18 protein-coding genes are annotated in these 21,018 nt (G+C 66.6%); 8 read left to right on the top strand and 10 right to left on the bottom strand.

What is annotated here, in order from left to right; genetic code table 11:
* From BLS75_RS18095 to BLS75_RS18105, 3 genes are all read left to right on the top strand, one after another.
* Window positions 1-1,113 (top strand): succinylglutamate desuccinylase/aspartoacylase family protein, encoded by a 1,113-nt coding sequence (locus BLS75_RS18095; RefSeq protein WP_072451485.1) that lies wholly within the window; start codon window positions 1-3, stop codon window positions 1,111-1,113.
* An 18-nt stretch (window positions 1,114-1,131) separates the two neighbouring features.
* Entirely contained in the window at window positions 1,132-1,896 is a 765-nt protein-coding gene (locus BLS75_RS18100; RefSeq protein ID WP_072451486.1) for an ABC transporter ATP-binding protein, read from the top strand.
* A 120-nt stretch (window positions 1,897-2,016) separates the two neighbouring features.
* Window positions 2,017-2,925: a MurR/RpiR family transcriptional regulator gene (locus BLS75_RS18105; protein ID WP_072451487.1), complete on the top strand. Its 909-nt coding sequence runs from the start codon at window positions 2,017-2,019 to the stop codon at window positions 2,923-2,925.
* 138 nt (window positions 2,926-3,063) lie between these two features.
* On the opposite strand, the gene BLS75_RS18110 is transcribed toward BLS75_RS18105, so the two are convergent.
* Complete coding sequence (locus BLS75_RS18110) at window positions 3,064-3,948, bottom strand: LysR family transcriptional regulator (RefSeq protein ID WP_072451718.1); 885 nt, start codon at window positions 3,946-3,948, stop codon at window positions 3,064-3,066.
* Window positions 3,949-4,065: 117 nt separating this feature from the next.
* Between BLS75_RS18110 and BLS75_RS18115 the strand changes: the two genes are divergently transcribed.
* Together BLS75_RS18115 and BLS75_RS18120 are read left to right on the top strand one after the other, a co-directional pair.
* Window positions 4,066-5,445 (top strand): M20 family metallopeptidase, encoded by a 1,380-nt coding sequence (locus BLS75_RS18115; protein WP_072451488.1) that lies wholly within the window; start codon window positions 4,066-4,068, stop codon window positions 5,443-5,445.
* 75 nt (window positions 5,446-5,520) lie between these two features.
* Window positions 5,521-6,807 (top strand): MFS transporter, encoded by a 1,287-nt coding sequence (locus BLS75_RS18120; protein ID WP_072451489.1) that lies wholly within the window; start codon window positions 5,521-5,523, stop codon window positions 6,805-6,807.
* A gap of 116 nt (window positions 6,808-6,923) precedes the next feature.
* Here BLS75_RS18120 and BLS75_RS18125 read toward each other — a convergent pair whose 3' ends face one another.
* The 6 genes from BLS75_RS18125 to BLS75_RS18150 all read right to left on the bottom strand — a co-directional run bounded on the left by BLS75_RS18125 (window position 6,924) and on the right by BLS75_RS18150 (window position 13,165).
* Window positions 6,924-7,646 carry a hypothetical protein gene (locus BLS75_RS18125; protein ID WP_230493590.1) on the bottom strand — a complete coding sequence of 241 codons (723 nt, stop codon included), beginning with the start codon at window positions 7,644-7,646 and terminating at the stop codon, window positions 6,924-6,926.
* Between the two features lie 145 nt (window positions 7,647-7,791).
* Window positions 7,792-8,865, bottom strand: coding sequence for a 2,3-butanediol dehydrogenase (locus BLS75_RS18130; RefSeq protein WP_239690686.1), 1,074 nt, complete (start codon window positions 8,863-8,865; stop codon window positions 7,792-7,794).
* A gap of 88 nt (window positions 8,866-8,953) precedes the next feature.
* The gene (locus BLS75_RS18135; protein ID WP_072451491.1) at window positions 8,954-10,066 is read right to left on the bottom strand and encodes an acetoin dehydrogenase dihydrolipoyllysine-residue acetyltransferase subunit; all 1,113 of its coding nucleotides are present in this window, start codon (window positions 10,064-10,066) and stop codon (window positions 8,954-8,956) included.
* The gene (locus BLS75_RS18140) at window positions 10,066-11,079 is read right to left on the bottom strand and encodes an alpha-ketoacid dehydrogenase subunit beta (RefSeq protein ID WP_072451492.1); all 1,014 of its coding nucleotides are present in this window, start codon (window positions 11,077-11,079) and stop codon (window positions 10,066-10,068) included. Before BLS75_RS18140 ends, BLS75_RS18135 begins: the two co-directional genes overlap by 1 nt.
* A 30-nt stretch (window positions 11,080-11,109) precedes the next feature.
* The gene (locus BLS75_RS18145) at window positions 11,110-12,087 is read right to left on the bottom strand and encodes a thiamine pyrophosphate-dependent dehydrogenase E1 component subunit alpha (protein ID WP_047285179.1); all 978 of its coding nucleotides are present in this window, start codon (window positions 12,085-12,087) and stop codon (window positions 11,110-11,112) included.
* Window positions 12,065-13,165, bottom strand: a complete 1,101-nt coding sequence (locus tag BLS75_RS18150) for an ATP-NAD kinase family protein (protein WP_072451719.1) — start codon at window positions 13,163-13,165, stop codon at window positions 12,065-12,067. Before BLS75_RS18150 ends, BLS75_RS18145 begins: the two co-directional genes overlap by 23 nt.
* A 355-nt stretch (window positions 13,166-13,520) precedes the next feature.
* On the opposite strand from BLS75_RS18150, the gene BLS75_RS18155 reads away from it, so the two are divergent.
* On the top strand, window positions 13,521-15,410 hold the full coding sequence (locus tag BLS75_RS18155; protein WP_072451493.1) for a sigma-54-dependent Fis family transcriptional regulator: 1,890 nt from the start codon (window positions 13,521-13,523) through the stop codon (window positions 15,408-15,410).
* 283 nt (window positions 15,411-15,693) lie between these two features.
* On the opposite strand, the gene BLS75_RS18160 is transcribed toward BLS75_RS18155, so the two are convergent.
* On the bottom strand, window positions 15,694-16,707 hold the full coding sequence (locus tag BLS75_RS18160) for an AraC family transcriptional regulator (protein WP_072451494.1): 1,014 nt from the start codon (window positions 16,705-16,707) through the stop codon (window positions 15,694-15,696).
* Window positions 16,708-16,878: 171 nt separating this feature from the next.
* On the opposite strand from BLS75_RS18160, the gene BLS75_RS18165 reads away from it, so the two are divergent.
* Entirely contained in the window at window positions 16,879-17,730 is an 852-nt protein-coding gene (locus BLS75_RS18165; RefSeq protein ID WP_011060466.1) for a 3-hydroxybutyryl-CoA dehydrogenase, read from the top strand.
* A complete protein-coding gene (locus BLS75_RS18170; protein WP_011060465.1) occupies window positions 17,723-18,319 on the top strand; it encodes a TetR/AcrR family transcriptional regulator in 597 nt (198 codons plus the stop codon). Before BLS75_RS18165 ends, BLS75_RS18170 begins: the two co-directional genes overlap by 8 nt.
* A 3-nt stretch (window positions 18,320-18,322) precedes the next feature.
* On the opposite strand, the gene BLS75_RS18175 is transcribed toward BLS75_RS18170, so the two are convergent.
* Both BLS75_RS18175 and BLS75_RS18180 read right to left on the bottom strand, forming a co-directional pair.
* Entirely contained in the window at window positions 18,323-18,958 is a 636-nt protein-coding gene (locus tag BLS75_RS18175) for a response regulator transcription factor (protein WP_072451495.1), read from the bottom strand.
* Window positions 18,955-20,856: a PAS domain-containing sensor histidine kinase gene (locus BLS75_RS18180; protein ID WP_072451496.1), complete on the bottom strand. Its 1,902-nt coding sequence runs from the start codon at window positions 20,854-20,856 to the stop codon at window positions 18,955-18,957. Before BLS75_RS18180 ends, BLS75_RS18175 begins: the two co-directional genes overlap by 4 nt.
* Between the last annotated feature and the right edge of the window lie 162 nt (window positions 20,857-21,018).

The following is a 21,018-nucleotide window of genomic DNA, read 5'->3' on the forward strand; positions in this document are numbered from 1 at the left end:
ATGGAGCACATTCAATACCCGTTGCCATGGAGTGCGTCGGGCACCGTACGCACACTGACGCTGTTTCGCTTTGGCAGTGGAACACGCAAGGCCTATATCCAGGCGTCCTTGCATGCCGACGAGTTGCCGGGGATGCGCGTCGCCGTCGAGCTCAAGCGCCGTCTCCTGGAGCTGGAGACACAGGGCCGGCTGACGGGGGTGATCGAACTGGTGCCCCTGGCCAACCCGATCGGTATCGCCCAGATGTTCCAGGCCACCCACCAGGGACGCTTCGAGTTCTCCAGCGGCAAGAACTTCAATCGCGACTTCCCGGAACTGTTCGAGCCGGTTGCAGCAGAGCTGCAAGGGCAATTGGGCTCTGACGCCGAGGCCAACGTCACGCTGATTCGCCGCGCCATGGCCGAGACCCTCGCGGCCATGCCGGCCCCCGCCTCGGAACTCGACGGCCTGCGCCGCCTGCTGCTGCAGCACGCGCATGACGCCGACCTGGTGCTGGACCTGCACTGCGATTTCGAATCGATCATGTTGCTGTACGCCATGCCGCAACACTGGCCGCGCCTGCACTCACTGGCCGCGCGCCTCGGCGCCGGGGTCACCCTGCTGGCCGAGGATGCGGGCGGCAGCGCCTTCGACGAAGCCTGCGCGATTGTCTGGCTGCGCCTGGCAGAGCACTTTCCCGAGGCCAATATTCCCCTGGCGTGCGCCGCCACCACCATCGAATTGCGCGGCATGGCAGACACCGGACGCGAGCAATGCCTCGACAGCGCCGAAGCCATTCTTGGCTATCTGGCCGAGCAGGGCCTGATCAGCGGCGACTGGCCGGCGACGCCGCCGAGCCATTGCCAGGCACTGCCTTTTTCCGGCGCGCAGTATGCCTGCGCGCCCCATCCCGGCGTGGTGAGTTTCCTGCAACCGCTGGGTGCACAGGTCAAGGTCGGCGACCCGCTGTTCGAAGTCATCGATCCCTTGACCGACCGCCACAGCCTGGTCCGCGCCAGCATCGACGGCATTCTCTATGCCCGCGAACGGCTGCGCTTCGCCCAGCCGGGATTGTGGTTGGCCAAAGTGGCAGGTGCTACCCCCATTCGCCAGGGTCGCTTGCTCAGCGACTGATTCCAGAGAGTTCACAACATGTACAAACTTGAAGTTCAGGACCTGCACAAAAGCTACGGCGCGCACCAGGTGCTCAAGGGCGTCTCCCTGCAGGCACAGGCCGGTGACGTGATCAGCCTGATCGGCTCCAGCGGCTCGGGCAAAAGTACCTTCCTGCGTTGCATCAATCTGCTGGAGCAACCCAATGCGGGCACTATCCGGCTCAATGGCGAAGCACTGAAGCTGGTGGCCACTCCCCTGGGCGGGCTCAAGGCTGCCGAGCCCAGGCAGTTGCAACGCATGCGCTCACAGCTGTCGATGGTGTTTCAACACTTCAACCTCTGGTCACACATGAGCGCTCTGGAAAATGTCATGGAAGCCCCGGTGCAAGTGCTCGGCCTGAGCAAGCAGGAAGCGCGGGAGCGGGCCGAGCACTACCTGGACAAAGTCGGGGTGGCGCGGCGCATGAGCGCCTGGCCGGGACATATGTCCGGTGGCGAACAGCAGCGCGTGGCCATTGCCCGCGCACTGGCGATGGAACCGCAGGTCATGCTATTTGACGAACCGACCTCGGCGCTCGACCCCGAACTGGTCGGTGAAGTACTGAAAGTCATGCAGGATCTGGCGCAGGAAGGCCGCACCATGGTGGTGGTCACTCACGAAATGGGCTTTGCCCGCGAGGTGTCCAACCAGCTGGTGTTCCTTCACCTGGGCCGCGTGGAAGAACGCGGCGCCCCACGCGAGGTACTGGCCAACCCGCAATCCGAGCGCCTGCAGCAGTTTCTCGCGGGAAGTTTGAAATAAGATCGCCACGCCGCGGTGCAGCACTGCCCTGACGAGCCCGGCCTCGGATACACTCCAGCCCACCTCGCCAGGGCACCAGGCACAGCCCTTCTTTCACCCTCAGGAACTGTCGAGCCGGACATGCCAAGTTCATCGAAAGACACCACGATCTATGCCGCACCGGTCATGCGCAAACTGACGGAAATCGTTGCCGAGCTGCCGCCGTCGCTGCGCAAGGTGGCGGACTTCATCCTGCGCCACCCGCTCAAGGCTGCGACGCTGACCATCGAGGAGATGGCTCACGAAACCTTGACCTCCCCCGCCGCCGTCAACCGCCTGGCCAAGGCACTGGACCTGGGTGGATACAGCGGCATGAAGGCCGAGCTGGTCGCCACCTTGCAGCAGATGGTGTCGCCGGTGGACAAGCTGCGCAACGAACTGGCGCTGCGCCCGGGCGGTGCGTTCGGCCTGCACGAGCAGTTGCAGAGCGCCAGCAGCAACCTGGCCACAGCCACGACCAGCAACCACGCTGACAGCTTCGATGCCTTCATCAGCCGCCTGACCACGGCACGCAAGATCTACATTCTGGGGTTTGGCAACAGCGTCTACCTGGCCGGCCTCGCCGCTGCGACCCTGATGCCCTTCTGCGCCGACGCCACGGCCATCAGCATGGAGGGTGGCAACGAAAACGCCGCGTACCGGCTCGCCGCGATCACGGATCAGGATGTGCTGCTGGCCATCTCCCTGCCCCGCTATTCCCTCGACACCCTGCAACTGGCGCGCTTTGCCAACGAACGCGGGGCAACGGTCCTGGCCATTACCGACTCCCCCGCCTCGCCACTCACCGCGATTGCCGAGCACACACTGTTTGCGCCGTGCGACCACCCGGTACTGACCAGTTCCAATATTGCCGTGCTGGCCTTGATCGAAGGCCTGGTCGCCGGTGTCATGGCGCGCAACGAAAAAGCGGTGAAACTGGCCACCGAGCTGACGGAAAGCGTGATGTCGTACCTGCACATTCCCAGCCACGGCAAATCGCTGAAAAAGTGAGGGCGGTGCGGTTTTGCCAGAAAGCCCGGTGCTGCACCCGACAGGCCCGAGCCAAGGTGCACGGCGCCAACCCCCATCCAGGGTTGCGCCCCACGCGGCCTGCAGCGGCTCCCGCCCGCTCAAGCGGGGCAAGCGCCCTCAGCCCTCCTGCTGCAACCGCGCAATCAAGGTCTCGATAAAGAACGCCAGGCTCTGCGGCAGCACCCGCTTGGGCATGGTCAGCACCTGAATGTCCCGATCGCCCAAGCGCGGGTTGGACAGCGGCACCGATACCAGCCCATCCATCCCCCGTCCCTCGCCACTGATGGCGCTGGCAAAGGCCACCGTATCGGACTGGCGCACAAACTCATGCAGGGCCCCGGAAAAGTTGCAGGTCATCACCTGATCGAAGCTCAGGCCGTCCATCTGGCACACCAGATCCAGCAGTTGCCGCTGGGTGGTGCCCTTGGGCGTCAAGGCCACGGGAAACGCCTGCACCTGCTCCAGTGACAGCACCCCGGCGCTGGCCAGCGGATGCCCGGCGCGCATCAGGGCGCGAATCGGCGAGCGGATCGAGTAGCACACGTTGACCCCCTCCACCGGCTCGGTGCTGAAGGTCAGCCCCACGTCCGCCTCTCCCCGGCGAATGCGCTGCACGCACTCGTGGGGCGAGATCACGTCCAGGCGGTACTCGGCTCCGGGCCGCAGGCGGTAATGCTCCAGCAGCACCCGGGGCAGGAAATACCGCGACAGGCCCTCGGTGGATACCAGGCGGATCACCTTGGCCCCCGGGTAACCCTCGCCCCGCAGTTCGGCGAGGATGTTCTCCTGTTCCAGCCAGGTGCGCCGGGCGTGTTCGGCCAGGGCTTCGCCAGCGGCGGTGAGTTGCATGCCCCGCGGGCGCCGCTCGAACAGCGCCACGCCAACGCTCTCTTCCAGCAGGGCGATCTGCCGGCTCACCGCGCTGGGGGCGATGTGCAAACGCTCCCCCGCCGCGGCCAGGGAGCCCGCATCGATCACCGCCAGAAAATACCGATAGTCCATCTGCATCCCCTTGCCAGGCATCCAATTTTTAGAATCATGCCTTCAAAAAACAGCAATATACAGATGCCTTTGCCAACTCCACCATGGGCCCGTTCCCCTTGCCCGACCGGAGTTGCAATGACCAAGCAAGCTGCCCTCGCCGGCGTTCGCCAGTACCTGGACGCCGGCCATTTTGAACAGGACCTGCGACGCCGGGTGGCGTTTCGCAGTGACAGCCAGGACCCGGCCCATGCCGATGAACTGCCGCGCTACCTGCTGGAGGAAATCCAGCCGCTGCTGCAACGCCTGGGCTTCGACTGCCACATGTTGGCCAACCCCGAGGCCGGTGGGCCGTTCCTGATTGCCACGCGCCTGGAAGACCCAGCCCTGCACACAGTGCTCAGCTACGGCCACGGCGACGTGGTGCCGGGTTACGCCGAGCAGTGGCGCGCGGGCCTGAATCCCTGGCAACTGACCCTGGAGGGCGAACGCTGGTACGGCCGTGGCACCGCCGACAACAAGGGCCAGCACAGCATTAACCTGACCGCCCTGGAGCAAGTGCTAAAGGCCCGCGACGGGCGCCTGGGCTTCAACCTCAAGCTGCTGTTCGAGATGGGCGAGGAAGCCGGTTCCCCGGGGCTGCGCCAGCTGTGCCAGGAGCAGCGCGAACTGTTGCGGGCCGATGTGTTCATCGCCTCCGACGGCCCACGGCTGAATCAAGCCCGACCGACGCTGTTCCTCGGCTCCCGCGGCTCGGCGCAGTTCCGCCTGGAGGTCAACACCCGGGACAAGGGCCTGCACTCGGGCAACTGGGGCGGGGTGATGAGCAACCCCGGCGTGGTACTGGCCAACGCCCTGGCCAGCCTGGTGGACCAGAACGGCCGCATCCGCTGCCGCGAACTGCTGCCGGCGAACATTCCCGACAACGTGCGCGCCGCCATCGCCGACCTGGAGATCCAGCGCGAGTCCCTGGGCCGCCCTCTGGACGAACACTGGGGCGAACCGGGGCTGACCCTGGGCGAGCGCCTGTTCGCCTGGAACACTCTGGAAATCCTCGCCTTCAGCACCGGCAACCCGCAAAAACCGGTGAACGCGATTCCGCCCCGGGCCGTGGCCTTCTGCCAATTGCGCTTTGTCCTCGGCACGCCCTGGCAGCAGCTGGAAAGCCTGCTGCGGGCGCACCTGGATCGCGAAGGTTTCAGCCAGGTGGAGATCGTCATGGAGCGCTGCTCCCCGGCCACCCGCCTGGACCCGGACAACCCCTGGGTCAGGTTCGCCAAGACCTCGATTGCAGGTAGCAGTGCGCAGCGCCTGGCGCTGTTGCCGAACCTGGCGGGCACCCTGCCCAACGACATCTTCGCCGAAGTGCTGGGGCTGCCGACCCTGTGGATTCCCCACTCCTACCCCGGCTGCTCGCAGCACGCCCCGGACGAACACCTGCTGCTGCCGGTGATTCGTGAAGGCCTGGAGATCATGACGGCCCTGTTCTGGGACCTGGGGGACCTGCCCCGGACCTGAGGCCATCGCTTACCCCGCCCGGCCCTGGCCGGGCACCTGTCGCTCAAAATCCAACAATAAGCAGGAGCGTCCTGTATGACAGCGTTAGCCACCACCTCGACCGCGACCCGGGTCGAACCCAAGGCCCTGTGGAAACCCATAGGCGCCGCCCTGATCGGCAACACCCTGGAGTGGTTCGACCTGTCGATCTACGCCTACTTCGCCCTGACCATCAGCCAGGTGTTCTTTCCCACCACCGACCCGACCTTCTCCCTGCTGCTGGCCTTCGCCACCTTCGGCATCTCGTTCCTGATCCGCCCCCTGGGCGCGGCGGTACTGGGCTCCTACGCCGACCGCCGGGGCCGCAAGAAGGCCCTGACCCTGTCGATCCTGATCATGCTGACGGGCACCCTGCTGATCGCCATCATGCCCAGCTACGCCACCCTGGGCCTCGCCGCGCCGATCGGCATCCTCCTGGCCCGGCTGCTGCAAGGCTTCTCCGCCGGTGGCGAGTTCGGCACCTCCACCGCCTTCATGCTGGAACACGCGCCGCCGCGCACCCGGCACTTTGTCGCCAGCCTGCAATTCGCCAGCCAGGGCTTTGGCGTGGTCATCGCCTCGACCTTCGGCTACTTCCTGACCAAGCACCTCGATGCCCAGCAAATGCTCGACTGGGGCTGGCGCGTGCCGTTCTTCTTCGGCCTGCTGCTGGGCCCGGTGGGCCTGTACATCCGCCGTACGGTGGACGAGTCGCCGGACTTCAAGGCCAGCGAACCAGGGGAACGCCCATTGCGCGAAGTGCTGATCAGCCAAAAGACCCTGCTGCTGATCGCCATGGGCACCCTGGTGGTGTCCACCGCCTCGAACTACATGATCCAGTACATGCCCTCCTACGCCGCCACCCGCCTGGACATTTCCCAGTCCTCGGGCTTTTTGGCGACCCTCACCGGCGGCCTGATCCTGACCTTCGTCACGCCCATTGTCGGCTACCTGTCCGGCCATATCGGACGCCTGAAAATCATGCTGACAGCGGCGGTGCTCTACGCCGTGGCGATCCTGCCGGCGTTCTTCTGGCTCAACAGCCGCCCCAGTGCCAGTTCGCTGCTGCTGGTGGTGGCGCTGATGGCCCTGATCAAGGCGGTGTACTTCGCCCCGCTGCCGTCGCTGATGGCGGACATCTTCCCGGTGCGCACCCGGGTCACCGGCATGTCCCTGAGCTACAACCTGGGGGTCACGATCTTCGGCGGTTTTGCCCCGGTGATCGCCACCGGATTGATTGCCCTGACCGGCTCGCCACTGGCACCGAGTTTCTACCTGATGCTGGCGGCAGCGTTGAGCGTCGTAGCCCTGTTGATGGCCCGCAAGAAACTCGGCATGACCTGAAATGCGGCCGTTTTTTTTGCACGGGGCAAAAGCGCCGCGTAGGAGCCGGCTTGCCGGCGAAGAGGCCCGCGAGACATGCAGCGCCTGGACGGGCGCCTTCGCTGGCAAGCCAGCTCCTACTGCACCGGCAAGAAATTCATCAGCAGCAGGCTCTGCGCGTAATTGAACCCCACCCGCCGGTAGCGCTCATCGAGAATCTGCGTGAGCAAATCCAGGCGCGCGACGATCTTGCCGAACTCCACGGCAAAACTCAGGTTGCTGCCCTCCTCGGAAATCTCGTTGGAGAACAGCAACAGCACCCCATTGGCATCCTGGCGCTGGCTCAGCAGCCAGGTGGCCTTCTCGATATTGCGCGCGGCGTTGCTGATGAACTGCGGGTCGATGGTATCGGTCATGTAGAACTCGGTGCGCCCGCCATGGGCGGTCACCAGCATGCTGCCAATGGCATAGATGAAGGCCCCCACCCGATCGCCCTGGAACTCCGGGCTCAGGGAATAGCTCAGGGCCGCCAGGTCGCGACGATCCCCCAGGGCCGGCAGCGGCTGGCGCTTTTCGATGGCATTGCGGATCTCGCGCTGGGCCGTGGTGCCATCGGGGAACCCCGACTTGCGCCACTGGCTGGGGTTGCGCAGGTAGAGCTTGCCCATCAGCAGGTACAGGCTCTGCAGGTTGTCGCGCATGCCGATGGTGGCCATGCGGTCAACGCTGGTCTGGAAGAATTCGTCAGGCTTGCCTTCACGAAACTGTTTGGCGATATCGCGCCCTTGCTGCTGGGTACAGGCTGTGGCGCCAAGCATCAGCAGCGCCACCAGGAACAGGCGCTGAAATCGGGTTTGCATCATGCAAGAAGAGGGAGCGTAGGCCATCGGCACCGGGTCGGAATTCACGGGCTGCGGCGGGGATCGGCGCGGCCAGGCCTGGTGATAGAACGCAAAACTGTAAAAAAGTGCGATGGCCGCGGCCGGCCATCGCCAAATCGCTCGTTTACGAGCGTCGCAACTGACCGGGGGACACGATGATCTTGACGTTGTGCTCCTTGTTGTTGACCAGCTCCTCAAAGCCCTGGCCAACGATCTCTTCCAGCTGGATGCGCCCGGTCACCAGGGGAGAAATATCCAGCCGGCCATCGGCGATGAAGGCGATCACATCGGCGAACTCACCGTTGTAGGCCAGGGCCCCCAGCACCGTTTTCTCGGTGGCCACCAGCTCGAAGAAGTTGAACTCGCTGGGCTCTTCGAATATCCCCACCATCACGCACTTGCCGGCCTTGCGGATCAGGTCGATGGCCTGCTTGGCGGTGTGCTTGTTGCCGATGCACTCAAAGCTGACATCGGCCCCCAGCCCGCCGGTCAGGCGCTTGACCTCGGCCAGGGCATCGCACTCCTTGGGGTCGAGCACGTGGGTCGCGCCCACCTCCAGGGCCTTGGCCTTGCGCGCGCCGGACATTTCCAGGGCGATCACCTGGGCCGCGCCGGCGGCCTTGGCGCACATGATGGTGCACAGGCCGATGGTGCCGGCGCCGACCACCACCACGTTCTGCCCCAGCAGGCTGCCGGCTTTTTTCACCGCGTGCATGCCCACCGCCAGCGGCTCGATCAGCGCTCCGGCCTCGGCGGGAAAGTTGGCCGGCAAGGCGTACAGCAGGTTGGCCGGCACGTTGACCAATTCGGCGAAGGCGCCGTTGTTCATCAGCCCGGTAAAGGCCAGGTTTTCGCAGATGTTGTACAACCCGTGGGTGCAGTAATAGCAGGTGCCGCAGTGCTGGCAGGCGTCGGCGGCCACCGGCTGGCCAACGCTGAAACCCTGGACCCCTTCGCCCAGGGCGACGATTTCGCCGCAGAACTCGTGGCCGAGGATGCACTGGCCCTTGATCCCGGTCAGCGGGTGCGGTGCGTCCACCGGAATGAACACCGGTCCGGCCACGTATTCGTGCAGGTCGGAACCGCAGATCCCGCACCAATCGACGCGGATCTGCACCCAGCCGGCAGGCGGCGCGTCGGGCAGCGGTACGTCTTCGACGCGGATATCGTGGCGGCCGTGCCAGACCGCGGCACGCATGCTGGGAACAGGCTTGAGGGAAACACTCATCTTGGCTTCTCCTTATTCTTGTAGAGCTGCGACGGCCCCCTGGCCGCCGCAGAACACCTCAGTGCTGCTGGATAAAGTCGAGGATCAGGCGGTTGACCTGCTCCGCCACTTCCATCTGCAGCATGTGCCCCTGCCCCGGCAGCACCTCGATCTGCGCCTTGAGATCGGCGCTGTGGCTCACCGGAATGATCCGGTCGTCGCTGCCCCAGATCACCAGCACCGGCTGCGGGCCGTCCTGCACCACCGGGCGCAGGTCGGCCTGCTGGCGGCCGTCGGCGAACAGCTGTTGCGCAAGCTGCCCGAGGGCCGCTTGCACCCCTTCCAGGCGCTTGTACTTGAGCATGTCGTCGAGCATCTGCCGGTTCACCAGCTCGGCGTTGGAGAACAACTGCACCAGCTGCGGCTTGAGGGCATTGCGGTTGCTGGCCTCGACAAAACCTTGCAGGTAGTCGCCGTTGATCTCGCGGCCCAGCCCGGCGCTGCCGATCAGGGTCAGGGTGCGCACGCGGTCCGGCGCCAGCCGCGCGGTGTTGAGGGACACCGCGCCGCCCATGGAGTGGCCCACCAGATGGGCCACGGGAATCTCCAGGTGATCCAGCAGCGCCAGCAGCACTTCGCTCAATTCATCCAGGTCGCCCCGTTGCAGGGCCTTGGCCGACTCACCATGGCCCGGCAGGTCGAGGGCGATCACTCGGCGCCCGGCGGCCAGGGTTTCGTGGTTGAACAGCCAGTTGTTGAGGTCGCCGCCAAAGCCGTGCACCAGCAACAGGGGCGTGCCGCCTTCACCGCGCTCGAAATAGCGGATCAGGCGGCCGCCCAGTTCGACCTTCTGCGGCGCCGGGCCGCTGTCTTCATCGGCGCTGTCGCCGGACACGAAGCTGGCCTGGAACTGCTCGATCACCGCGTCGATCTCGGCGTCACTGGCCTCGCCTTCGACCACGATGCCCAGCAGCGCGCCCACCGCCAGGGTCTCGTCCTGGCGGGCGATCTGCCGACGCAGGATGCCGGAGAACGGCGCCTCGACGCTGCTGGATATCTTGTCGGTCTCCACGTCCAGCACTTCATCGCCCTTGCTGATGCTCTGGCCTTCTTCCTTGAGCCAGGCATCGACCCGGCCCTCGGTCATCGACAGGCCCCACTTGGGCATGGTCAGGGTATGGATCTGGCTCATCAGCGGCTCCACTCGATCACAGTGAGCACGGCTTGCTCGATCTTCGCCGCGTCGGGGATGTACAGGTCTTCCAGGGCGTCGGAGAACGGCACTGGGGTGTGGGGCGCGGTGACCATTTCGATCGGCGCCTTGAGGGAAGCGAAGGCTTTCTGCGCCACCAGCGCCGAAATGTCGGTGGCCATGGAGCAGCGCGGGTTGGCTTCGTCGATCACCACCAGGCGCCCGGTCTTCTCTACGCTTTCCAGGATGCTGTCTTCATCCAGCGGGCTGGTGGTGCGCAGGTCGATCACCTCGCAGTCGATGCCGCGCCCGGCCAAGCTGCGGGCCGCGTCCAGGGCGGTGTTCACCGTGCGCCCGTAGGACACCAGGGTCACGTCCTTGCCGTCACGCAGGAAGTTGGCCTCGCCGAAGGGAATCGCGTAGGACTCCTCCGGCACCTCGCCCTGCAGGCTGTAGAGCAGCTTGTGCTCGCAGAAGATCACCGGGTCGTTGTCGCGGATCGCCTGGATCAGCAGGCCCTTGGCGTCGTAGGGCGACGAGGGGCAGACCACTTTCAGCCCGGGGATGTGGGTCCACAGCGAGGTCAGCATTTGCGAGTGCTGGGCCGCGGCGCGCAGGCCGGCGCCGACCATGGTGCGGATCACCAGCGGGGTCTGGGCCTTGCCGCCGAACATGTAGCGAAACTTCGCCGCCTGATTGAGGATCTGGTCCAGGCAGCAGCCGGCGAAGTCGACGAACATCAGCTCGCACACCGGGCGCACGCCACGGGTGGCGGCGCCGACTGCGGCGCCGACGTAGCCGATCTCCGACAGCGGGGTGTCCAGCACCCGCCCGGGGAATTGATGGTAGAGGCCCTTGGTCACCCCGAGCACGCCGCCCCAGGCGTCGTTGTCGCCGGGGGCGCCGGCGCCGCCCGCCACGTCTTCGCCCATGATGAACACGCTGGGGTCGCGCCGCATTTCCTGGGCCAGGGCTTCGTTGATGGCCTGCTGGTAACTGATTTTTCTCGCCATGATGGTGGTCTCTTGTTGTTCTGTGGGGCGTTATGGATAAGCGACGTACACGTCGCTGAGCAGGTCGGCGGGGCTCGGCTTGGGGTCGGTCTTGGCCTTGCGCACCGCGTCTTCGATCAGCGCTTGCACATCCGCATCGATCTGGTCCAGCTGGCTGGCCTGCACCAGGCCCGAACGGGTGGTGCGCTCGCGGAACTGCATCAGGCAGTCGTTGTGCTCGCGGTAATGCTTGACCTCATCCGGCGCGCGGTAGGTCTGGGCGTCGCCCTCGAAGTGGCCGTAGTAGCGGGTCAGCTTGACCTCGATCAGCGACGGCCCCTCCCCGGCCCGGGCCCGCTCCACGGCGGCGCCGGCAGCTTCGTGCACGGCGAAGAAATCAAAGCCGTCCACCGTCACCCCGGGCATGCCGAAACCGGCGGCGCGGTCGGCGATGTGGTCGCAGGCCACCGACCAGTTGGAGGCCGTGGCTTCGGCGTAGCCGTTGTTCTCGGCGATGAACAGGCACGGCAGGTTCCACACCGAGGCCATGTTCATGGCCTCGAACACCGCGCCTTCGTTGGAGCCGCCGTCGCCGAAGAACACCACCGACACACCGTCGGTGCCTTGCAGCCGCGCGGCCAGGGCCGCGCCCACCACCAGCGGCGCACCGGCACCGACGATGCCGTTGGCGCCGAGCATGCCCTTCTCGAAATCGGCGATGTGCATGGAGCCGCCCTTGCCCTGGCAGACCCCGGTCTTCTTGCCGTAGATCTCCGCCATCATCCCGTAGACGTCCACGCCCTTGGCGATGCAATGGCCGTGGCCACGGTGGTTGGAGGCGATGCAGTCGTCGTCGCGCAGGTGGGCCATGACCCCGGCGGCCGAGGCTTCTTCCCCGGCATAGAGGTGGACGAAACCGGGGATCTCGCCGGTAGCGAATTCCACGTGCAGGCGTTCTTCGAATGCGCGGATGGTGCGCATCACCCGGTAGGCGTGGAGCAACTGGTCAGTGGTCAGGGGTGTCGACATTTTTATTCTCCAGGGTGTCTTCGGACTGAAGGTTCACGGGGTGTTGCCGGTGATCGCGGTCGATGGCCAGCAGGCGCTGGCGCGCCGCGTGTTCCAGGACCGCGTTGACGTCGATGCTCAGCGGGCCGCCGGCATCCAGGGTGACCGTGGGCCGGTCGTGGGGGTTGAATTCGATCTCGCGCTCGCCATCCAGGGCCAGGGTGCCGGCGTTCAGGCACAGGGGCTGGGGCACATCGGGTTGCAGGTAGCCGGCCTCCAGCACCCCGCAGCCCTGCAGCAGGCCGGGGGCCAGGGGCACCAGCAGCGCCTCGGGGGATTGCGGGTCCAGGCGCATCCAGGCGCCGTGGGGTTCCTGGCGAGTCACCGGCAGCCACAGCCCGCAGAGCGCGGAAATGCCGATGGACTGCGGTTCGGCGAAGGTCACGAAGACCTCGGCCAGATCGCTGGCGCGGCTGATGGCCCGGGCGCCGACAAAGGCCAGGGGCGACACCGCCACATCCACCAGGGCCACCTCGCACAGGCCTCGGGTCGGTTCGCGCACCAGCAGGCGCTTGTTGCGCCGCAGGGCGATCTCGGCGGGCACCCGGCCGCTGGCGTAGAGACCACCGGCCAGCCCGGCGCTGGTGGCTTCGCGCAGCTCCGGAAAGGCGTTGTTGGTGCCGGTGGACAGGGTCAGCAGCGGAATGTCGCCAACCTCGGCGGCCACCGCCTTGTGGGTGCCGTCGCCACCGAGCACGGCGATCAGCGACACCTCGCGCTCGGCCATCCAGCGCGCCGCCCGGCGGGTGTCCTCGACGCTCTGGCGCAGGGTCAGGTCGAGAAACTCCAGGGCCGGCCAGTGCTGCTCCCGGGCCTGGCGGCTGCGGCTGTTCTTCTGCACCGCGGCGGCGATGCCGGTCATGTCGGTGGGCATCAGCACCTGGGTGATGCCGGTGGCGCCGAAGGCCGCCAGCAGGCGCTGGATCACCGAGACCTTGTCGGTACTGGAGAACAACCCGGCGTTGGCGGTGAGGCGGCGCACATCACGGCCCGAAGCCGGGTTGGCGATGATGCCGACAGTGAGGGGGCGGCGGCTCATGGACTCACCGCGGGCGGAGCACAGGCAGGAGAAAACATCGGGCACCTCGTTCTTATTCTTCGATGGGCCAGTCGGCGCGGGTTACCGAGAACTGGTTGCCAAGAGCCAGAGCAAGGCCGGTGCCAGTTATGGAAAAACCGCTGCAAAGGCCCGTGGCAGAGCGGCTGTTGCCCTCGCCTGCAGGTATCGGGAAGCCCTGCGCCTGAGACGTTGCATGTCAGGCTGCACGGGGCCTTGGCGAGACCCTGAGACGTTGCGTCTCAGCGCCCCCAAGGCGCCGCCCGGTGCTTGTCGGGAGCCGCGGATCGGCGCTTAATGCGCCCACAACGATAAGAAGCTGCAACCGGAGGCCTTCATGCTTTCCGCACATTCAAAAGCCCATGTGGACTGCGTCAGCCGGGTCCTGAAAAACGCCGATCACCTGCCCCAGGCGCCGGTGCCGAGCCTGATCCTCGATTCCTGGCGCCGCTCCATGGAGCAGCACCAACTGGACCCCGGCTCGCTGCAGGGGCCGCGCATCCTGTCCGAAAACGTGCTCAAGGAATGCCGCGAGCGTTCCGAGCTGTTCCTGCGCATCGCCAGCGAAGAAGTGGCCCGCCTGCATGGCCGGGTGCGCGACGCCGACTACTGCGTGCTGCTCACCGACGCCCAGGGCCAGACCATCGACTACCGGGTGGAGTCCACCCTGCGCAACGACTGCCGCAAGGCCGGGCTGTACCTGGGCACCTGCTGGTCGGAGGGTGAAGAAGGCACCTGCGGCGTGGCGGCGGTGCTCACCGCGCGCACGCCGATCACCGTGCACAAGCGCGACCACTTTCGCGCCGCGTTCATCGGCCTGACCTGTTCCGCCGCCCCGGTGTTCGACCCCCAGGGCGAGTTGCTGGGGGTGCTGGACGTGTCGGCGGTGCGTTCCCCGGACGACCGCCGTTCCCAGCACCTGATCCGGCAGATGGTGGTGCAGAGCGCGCGGGAGATCGAACAGGCGTTCTTCATGAACAGCGCCCAGGGCTACTGGGTGCTGCGGGCCCATGCCAGCCCGGGCTATGTCGACAGCCAGCCGGATTACCTGCTGGCCTGGGACGACGACGGTTGCCTGCGCGCGCTGAACCCGGCGGCGCGCCATTACCTGCTGCGCCGCTATGGCCGCTTGCCGCAGCACATCGCCCAGGTGTTCGACCCGCAGCTGTTGCAGCGCGCCCGCGACGAAGCCCTGTGCCCCCTTTCCGACAACCTCCACGGCCGCCTGCAAGCGCCAAGGCGCCCGGCACAGCGCCCACGCCTGAGCCTGGCCGGTGAACCGCTGGACCCGCGGGTGGAACAGAGCCTGCGCCTGGCGGTGCGGGTCAAGGACCGCCACCTGCCGGTGCTGATCCAGGGCGAGACCGGTTCCGGCAAGGAAGTCTTCGCCCGCCAGCTGCACCAGGCCAGCCAGCGTCGGGACCGGCCCTTTGTCGCGGTGAACTGCGCGGCGATTCCCGAGAACCTGATCGAAAGCGAACTGTTCGGCTACGTTGCCGGGGCCTTTACCGGCGCTTCGAACAAGGGCATGCAGGGCCTGCTGCAACAGGCCGATGGCGGCACCCTGTTCCTCGATGAGATCGGCGACATGCCCCTGGCCTTGCAGACCCGCCTGCTGCGGGTGCTGGCCGAGGGTGAAGTGGCGCCCCTGGGGGCCGCGCAACGCAAGGCGGTGGATATCCAGGTGATCTGCGCCACCCACCGCGATCTGGAGGCGCTGGTGGCCGAGGGCAGCTTTCGCGAGGACCTGTATTTCCGCCTCGGCGGCGCGCGCTTTCAGTTGCCACCGCTGCGCGAGCGCAGCGACCGGCTGGCGCTGATCACCCGGATTGTCGAAGAGGAATCCAAGCGCTGCGGTGCGCCGGTGCAACTGGGCAATGCGGCGCTGGAATGCCTGCTGGGCTACCGCTGGCCGGGCAACGTGCGGCAATTGCGCCATGTGCTGCGCTACGCCTGCGCGGTGTGCGAAGGGCCGCTGATCCAACTGCATGACTTGCCCGAACAACTGCGCGGCGCCGAGGCCGAAGGCGCCCTGCCCGCCCTGGAAACCGCCACCAGCCCCGAGCGCCAGGCCCTGCTGGATGCCCTGGTGCGCCACCGCTGGAAACCCGTGGCGGCGGCCAAGGCCCTGGGCATTTCCCGCGCCACCCTGTACCGCCGCGTGCAACAGCACGGCATCCAGATGCCCGGCCGCAGCCCCCCAACCCCGAATGGATACCCCCTGTAGCCGCTGCTGAGCCCGCGAAGCTGCGCAAAGGCCCGCAGGGCCTTGCTTGGCGATCTCCCGCCGAATCTTCAGCGCCTTAGCAGGCCCCGCGTCTCCTGCGGAGCCGTTCGCAGCCTGCGGCAGCGGCTACAAGAACCGGCCCTGCGCACCCTGCCGTCTGTGTAGCCGCTGCTGAGCCTTGGCGAAGCTGCGCAAAGGCCCGCAGGGCCTTGCTTGGCGGTCTCCCGCCGAATCTTCAGCGCCTTGGAAGTCCCCACGTCTCCTGCGCAGCCTGCGGCAGCGGCTACAGGGGTAGGTTGAGGCGGGCGCGGTAGCGCCCGGGACTTTCGCCGGTCCATTTCTTGAACGCGCGGTGGAAGGCGCTGGGCTCCTGGAAGCCGGTGAGTTCGGCAATCTCGCTGATGCTGGCCGCCGAGCGGCGTAGCAGCTCGACGGCGACGCCGCGGCGCACTTCATCCTTGATTTCCTGGTACGAGCCGCCCTCGCGCTCCAGGCGTCGGCGCAGGGTGCTGGCGCTCATCTGCACTTCGCGGGCGAAGGCTTCCAGGGTCGGCCACTGGCTGTAGTGGCTGCCCCGCAGGCGCTGGTGCACCTGGGTGGTCAGGCCATGCTGGTTGCGAAAGCGGATCACCAGCCACTGCGGCGCGCTGCGCAGGAACACCTTGAGCGAGGCCAGGTCCTGGACCACCGGCAGGCGCAAGAAGCGGCTGGCGAATTCGATCTCGGTGCGCCCGGCGTTCCAGCTCAGGTTGCTGCCCCACAGCAGCGGGTCATCGCTGAGGCTCAGGCGTGAATGACGAAAGTCGGCGCGGTCGATGGGAATCCGTCGCCCGCCGAGCCAGCACAACAGGCTGATGACCAGCACCAGCAGGGTTTCCTCGGCGTAGTGGCTGCGCAGCGGGTCGGCGCAGCGGCTGTCGAGGCTGATCACCGCACGCTTGCCCCGCAGGCTGAGGCTGGCGCGGACGTCCCGCAGGAACAGGCCGAAGTTGTTAAGGCATTGGCGCAGGGCCTTTTCCAGATTGGGCTCCTGGATCAGCCCGCGGCAGATCAGGGCAAAGGCCCCCGGCGGCATCCCCCGGGAGTCGAGCTGGAAGAATTCGTCCTGCAATTCGCGGATCTGGATCAGCCACAGGGCGGCAAAGGCACTGCCGGGCACCCGCGCCCGGGGCTGGTCGAGCAACGCCGGATCGATACCGGCCTCGCGCAGCACGGCCGCCAGCCGCGCCGGCTGCTGGCGCAGGGCGTGGGTCATCACCCGGACAAAATAGACCGCGACCGAATCCGATTCACGCATGTAGAGGCTGTGCTCCCGTAGCTGGACCTATGGCAAAAAACGCCAGCACGCTTGACCGCTTTCGGCATAGGCCGGCCACCGCGCCGGGCTCTAGACTCGCGCTGGATAACGCGCTGTGCAAGGCAACCGCGCCATGCTCCGCGAAGGCAATGAACAAAGGAAGAGCTGAAGATGAATCTTGCGAATATCGGGGTGATCGGCGCCGGCACCATGGGCAACGGCATCGCCCAGGTCTGCGCCCAGGCGGGCTTTGACGTGACCCTGCTGGACATCGCCCAGGGCGCCCTGGAAAAGGCCCTGGCCACCATCGGCAAGAACCTCGACCGCCAGGTGAGCAAGGGCACCCTCGGCGAAGACGACAAGCTCGCCGCCCTGGGCCGGATCCGCATCAGCACCGACTACGGCGTGCTCAAGGATGCGCAACTGGTGATCGAAGCCGCCACCGAGAACCTCGACCTCAAGCTCAAGGTGCTGCAGCAGATCGCCGCCCAGGTCAGCGCCGAGTGCGTGATCGCCTCCAACACCTCGTCGCTGTCGATCACCCAACTGGCCGCCAGCGTCAGCGCGCCCGAGCGGTTCATCGGCCTGCACTTCTTCAACCCGGTGCCGGTGATGGGCCTGATCGAAGTGATCCGCGGCCTGCAGACCAGCGACGCGACCCACGCCCTGGCCATGGACATGGCCCAGCGCCTGGGCAAGACCGCGATCACCGCCGGCAACCGCCCGGGTTTTGTGGTCAACCGCATCCTGGTGCCGATGATCAACGAGGCGATCCTGGTGTTCCAGGAAGGCCTGGCCAGCGCCGAGGACATCGACGCGGGCATGCGCCTGGGCTGCAACCAGCCGATCGGCCCGCTGGCCCTGGCCGACCTGATCGGCCTGGACACCCTGCTGGCGATCCTTGAAGCCTTCTACGACGGCTTCAACGACAGCAAGTACCGCCCCGCGCCGCTGCTCAAGGAAATGGTTGCCGCCGGCTACCTGGGGCGCAAGACCGGTCGGGGTTTCCATCACTATGGCTGAGCGTTGCTCACGCTTTGCCGAAAGCCGCGACAAGGCCCTGGAGCTGTTCGCCAGCAAGGGCTTCGGCCAGGTCGGCATGCGTGAGCTGGCGAGCCATCTGGGGCTGACCCCGGGCTCGCTGTACCACCATTACCCGAGCAAGCAGCACCTGTTGCTGGACCTGATCGAGGAGTTCTTCGATGAGCTGCACAGCACCCTCAAGCGCCTGCAACGGCGCAAGTTGCAGGGCGACTGCCTGCCGGCGCTGATCCGCGCCCACCTGAAGCTGCATCGGGAATTGCCGCGGCATTTCCGCCTGGTGGAGCGCGACAGCGGCTGCCTCAATCCCGACCAGCAACTGCGGGTCGGGCAATTGCGCGAACGCTACGAACAACAGCTGGTGCAGTTGCTGGGCACCCCGACCGGCCTTGGCCCACAGGCGCAGCGCGCCGCTGCCCATGCCCTGGCCAACCTGCTCAACAGCGCCCCTAGCTGGTTCAGCGAACAACCCCTGGCCGAGCGTGAACGCGAAGCCCTGTTGGAAAACCTGCTGAGCGGCGCCATCGAGCGGCTGCTGGGCGGCGTGCCCGTGCGCAGCGCGGTGGCCTGAGCCTCAGCGCAGCTGCAGCGGGTCTACCAGCCCGGCGGCAATGGCCATGCCCACCAGTTCCGGCAGGTGTTCGGCCTGCATGCGTTTCATCACCCGTGAGCGATACAGGTCGATGGTCTTGATGCTGACCCCCAGTTGCTCGGCAATTTCCCGGTTGGTGTAGCCCTGCACCAGCGGCAGCAACACGTCTTTCTCCCGTGGCGTCAGGCTCTCCAGCAACCCTTGCACCCGGGCCTGCCCGGCACTCTGGTTCTGATGGCGGTCGGCGCGGCTCAGGGCCTGCTGCACACTGTCCAGCAACAGCTGTTCGTTGTAGGGCTTTTCGATGAAGTCCACCGCCCCGGCCTTGAACGCGCGGACCACGATGGGCACGTCGGCGTGGCCGCTGACAAAGATCAGCGGCAGGCGGATATCGCGCTGGCGCAGCTCTTCCTGGACGTTCAGCCCGCCCATGCCGGGCATGCGCACATCCAGCAGCACGCAGGCGTTCAGGCTCGGGTCGCAGTGCTCGAGAAACTCGCGGCCACTGGTGAAGGGCAGCGCCTTGAGCCCCACCGACTCCAGGAGCCAGACGGTGGAGTCGAGCATGCCCGGGTCGTCGTCGACCACGTACACCAGTTGCTGCGCCTCACTTGTCATTGCCTTGCTCCTGTCATTGCGGGGGAAGTTGCCTGGGACGTTGCCGAGGGGTCGGCCGGGGCACTGGCCGGCAGCCGGCAGCACATGCGCAGGCCGACGGCCTGGGGCTGGGCCTGCAAGTCGCCGCCAAAGCCCTCGACGATGCTGCGGCTCATGGACAGCCCGAGCCCCAGGCCATTGGCCTTGCTGGTGTAGAACGGGGTGAACAGCTGCGGCAGTTGCTCGGCGCAGACACCGGGGCCCTGGTCGCTGACGCTGATCTGCACCCCGCCTTCGGCCGTCGCCTCGGCGGCCAGCACAATGTGCGAGCCCTGCTGCCCATGCACTTCGCGGTTGGCCTCGATGGCGTTGCGCAGCAGGTTCAGCAGCACCTGCTCCAGCAGCACCCGGTCGGCGTACACCGGCGGCAGATTATCCGCCAGCTGCAAGTCGATCGTCACCTGGCTGGCCTGGGCTTCCCAGGCACACAGGCGCACGGTTTCCCGGGCCACTTCGGCGATGTCCAGGGCCTGCACCCGGCGCCCGCCCTTGCGCAAAAAGGCCCGCAGGCGCTTGATCACTTCGGCGGCGTGGGTCGCCTGCTCGGCAATCCGCTCCAGGCCCTGGGCCACCTTGCGGGCGGCCTCGGGCTGGGTGCCCAGGGCCTGCAAGTAGCGCTGGCTGGCATTGGCGTAGTTGACCACTGCGGCCAGCGGCTGGTTGATCTCGTGGGCGATACCCGAGGCCAGTTCGCCCAGGGTCACCAGGCGCGCGGTGTGGGCCAGTTCGTCCTGGTGATGGCGCTGCTGGGCTTCGCGCAGTTCGCGCTCGCTCTGGTCGTGGGCCACCAGGGAATAGAAACGCTCGCCACTGGCCGCGCGGTGGGCCAGGAGCATCAGCGAGACCGGCACCGAGGCGCCGCCGGCCGGCGGTTGCAGGCGCGCCTCGATGTTCCAGCGGCCGCTGTGTTCAGCGCGGTCCCAGCCTTCGCGTTGCAGGCTGTCGAGTACCGCAGCGCTGAGGATGGCCGCCAGTGGCGGCATTGCCTGCCCGTCGCCGAGCCCCAGGGTGCGCCGCGCCGCCGGGTTGAGGTAGGTCACCGCGCCGCCGGGCTGGATGAACAGCACCGGGTCGGGGTTGGCCTCCACCACTTCCGCCAGGCGCCGCTTGTTCTCTTCGGCCTGGACCCGGGCGGTGATGTCCCGGGACACCGCCACCACTTCCACCACGGTGCCGGTGTAGGTGTCGCGAATGCCGCGGCAGGCGGTTTCGAACCACAGGTAGTGGCCGTCGCGATGGCGGATGCGATAGGTCATGGTGTGGTAGCCGTCCTGCTCCAGGGCATCGCGGGTGCGCTGCATCAGCCCGGCCAGGTCCTGGCTGTGGAACAGGCTGCGGGCCAGGCGCCCGCGCAGTTGCTCGGGCCAGTAGCCGAGCAGGGTCCAGGAGGCCGGCGAGGCGTCGAGGAAGCTGCCGTCCGGGGTGTGCCGGGAAATCAGGTCAGTGGTGTTTTCGGTGATCAGGCGGTACAGGCGCCGGGCCTTGGCCGACTCGCGCTCGGCCCGGACCTGGGCCGTGGCTTCCTGGCAGCGCGCCAGCACCCGCTGGCGATGCGGATCGGGGATAAAGCTCCAGAGCAGGATGCGCTCGCCCCACTGGGCTTCCACCTGCTCGATGGCCCGCTGCTGTTCCAGGCAGGCCCGCACCAGGGCCGGGTGGTTGACCGGCAGCAGGGCCGCGAGATCGCCAGTGGCAGCATCGTCCAACCACTGGCGCAGTGCCGGGTTGAGGTCCAGCGGCTGCGCCTGGGCGTCCAGCAGCAGGCTGGGTTGCGGGTCGTGGCCGAGCCAGGGCGAGTCCGGCAACTGGCCTTCACGCTGCAGGCGCAGCCAGTGACGCAGGTGGGTAGAGTCGGGCATGGTCGATCAGTCTCGCGGCCGGAAGGATAGGTTCTTTTTATAGTATAACTACTATACAACTCAGGTAGTACTTCCATATCAATCGACAAACAGTATATAAAAGACCCCGGATAAGTCACCGAGCTTTCGCTGGGTGTGCTGCGTACCTGTAAGCAACGCCGA

It is taken from the genome of Pseudomonas sp. NFPP12, from assembly GCF_900103205.1.
Taxonomy (GTDB): domain Bacteria; phylum Pseudomonadota; class Gammaproteobacteria; order Pseudomonadales; family Pseudomonadaceae; genus Aquipseudomonas; species Aquipseudomonas protegens.

What these genes read in the sequence shown, in the direction of transcription:
- BLS75_RS18175 (WP_072451495.1), bottom strand. Translation starts at nt 18,958, where the DNA reads ATGACAAGTGAGGCGCAGCAACTGGTGTACGTGGTCGACGACGACCCG.
- BLS75_RS18130 (WP_239690686.1), bottom strand. Translation starts at nt 8,865, where the DNA reads ATGCGTGCCGCGGTCTGGCACGGCCGCCACGATATCCGCGTCGAAGAC.
- BLS75_RS18140 (WP_072451492.1), bottom strand. Translation starts at nt 11,079, where the DNA reads ATGGCGAGAAAAATCAGTTACCAGCAGGCCATCAACGAAGCCCTGGCC.
- BLS75_RS18125 (WP_230493590.1), bottom strand. Translation starts at nt 7,646, where the DNA reads ATGCAAACCCGATTTCAGCGCCTGTTCCTGGTGGCGCTGCTGATGCTT.
- BLS75_RS18100 (WP_072451486.1), top strand. Translation starts at nt 1,132, where the DNA reads ATGTACAAACTTGAAGTTCAGGACCTGCACAAAAGCTACGGCGCGCAC.
- BLS75_RS18095 (WP_072451485.1), top strand. Translation starts at nt 1, where the DNA reads ATGGAGCACATTCAATACCCGTTGCCATGGAGTGCGTCGGGCACCGTA.
- BLS75_RS18165 (WP_011060466.1), top strand. Translation starts at nt 16,879, where the DNA reads ATGAATCTTGCGAATATCGGGGTGATCGGCGCCGGCACCATGGGCAAC.
- BLS75_RS18135 (WP_072451491.1), bottom strand. Translation starts at nt 10,066, where the DNA reads ATGAGCCAGATCCATACCCTGACCATGCCCAAGTGGGGCCTGTCGATG.
- BLS75_RS18120 (WP_072451489.1), top strand. Translation starts at nt 5,521, where the DNA reads ATGACAGCGTTAGCCACCACCTCGACCGCGACCCGGGTCGAACCCAAG.
- BLS75_RS18115 (WP_072451488.1), top strand. Translation starts at nt 4,066, where the DNA reads ATGACCAAGCAAGCTGCCCTCGCCGGCGTTCGCCAGTACCTGGACGCC.
- BLS75_RS18155 (WP_072451493.1), top strand. Translation starts at nt 13,521, where the DNA reads ATGCTTTCCGCACATTCAAAAGCCCATGTGGACTGCGTCAGCCGGGTC.
- BLS75_RS18105 (WP_072451487.1), top strand. Translation starts at nt 2,017, where the DNA reads ATGCCAAGTTCATCGAAAGACACCACGATCTATGCCGCACCGGTCATG.
- BLS75_RS18160 (WP_072451494.1), bottom strand. Translation starts at nt 16,707, where the DNA reads ATGCGTGAATCGGATTCGGTCGCGGTCTATTTTGTCCGGGTGATGACC.
- BLS75_RS18150 (WP_072451719.1), bottom strand. Translation starts at nt 13,165, where the DNA reads ATGAGCCGCCGCCCCCTCACTGTCGGCATCATCGCCAACCCGGCTTCG.
- BLS75_RS18145 (WP_047285179.1), bottom strand. Translation starts at nt 12,087, where the DNA reads ATGTCGACACCCCTGACCACTGACCAGTTGCTCCACGCCTACCGGGTG.
- BLS75_RS18110 (WP_072451718.1), bottom strand. Translation starts at nt 3,948, where the DNA reads ATGGACTATCGGTATTTTCTGGCGGTGATCGATGCGGGCTCCCTGGCC.
- BLS75_RS18170 (WP_011060465.1), top strand. Translation starts at nt 17,723, where the DNA reads ATGGCTGAGCGTTGCTCACGCTTTGCCGAAAGCCGCGACAAGGCCCTG.
- BLS75_RS18180 (WP_072451496.1), bottom strand. Translation starts at nt 20,856, where the DNA reads ATGCCCGACTCTACCCACCTGCGTCACTGGCTGCGCCTGCAGCGTGAA.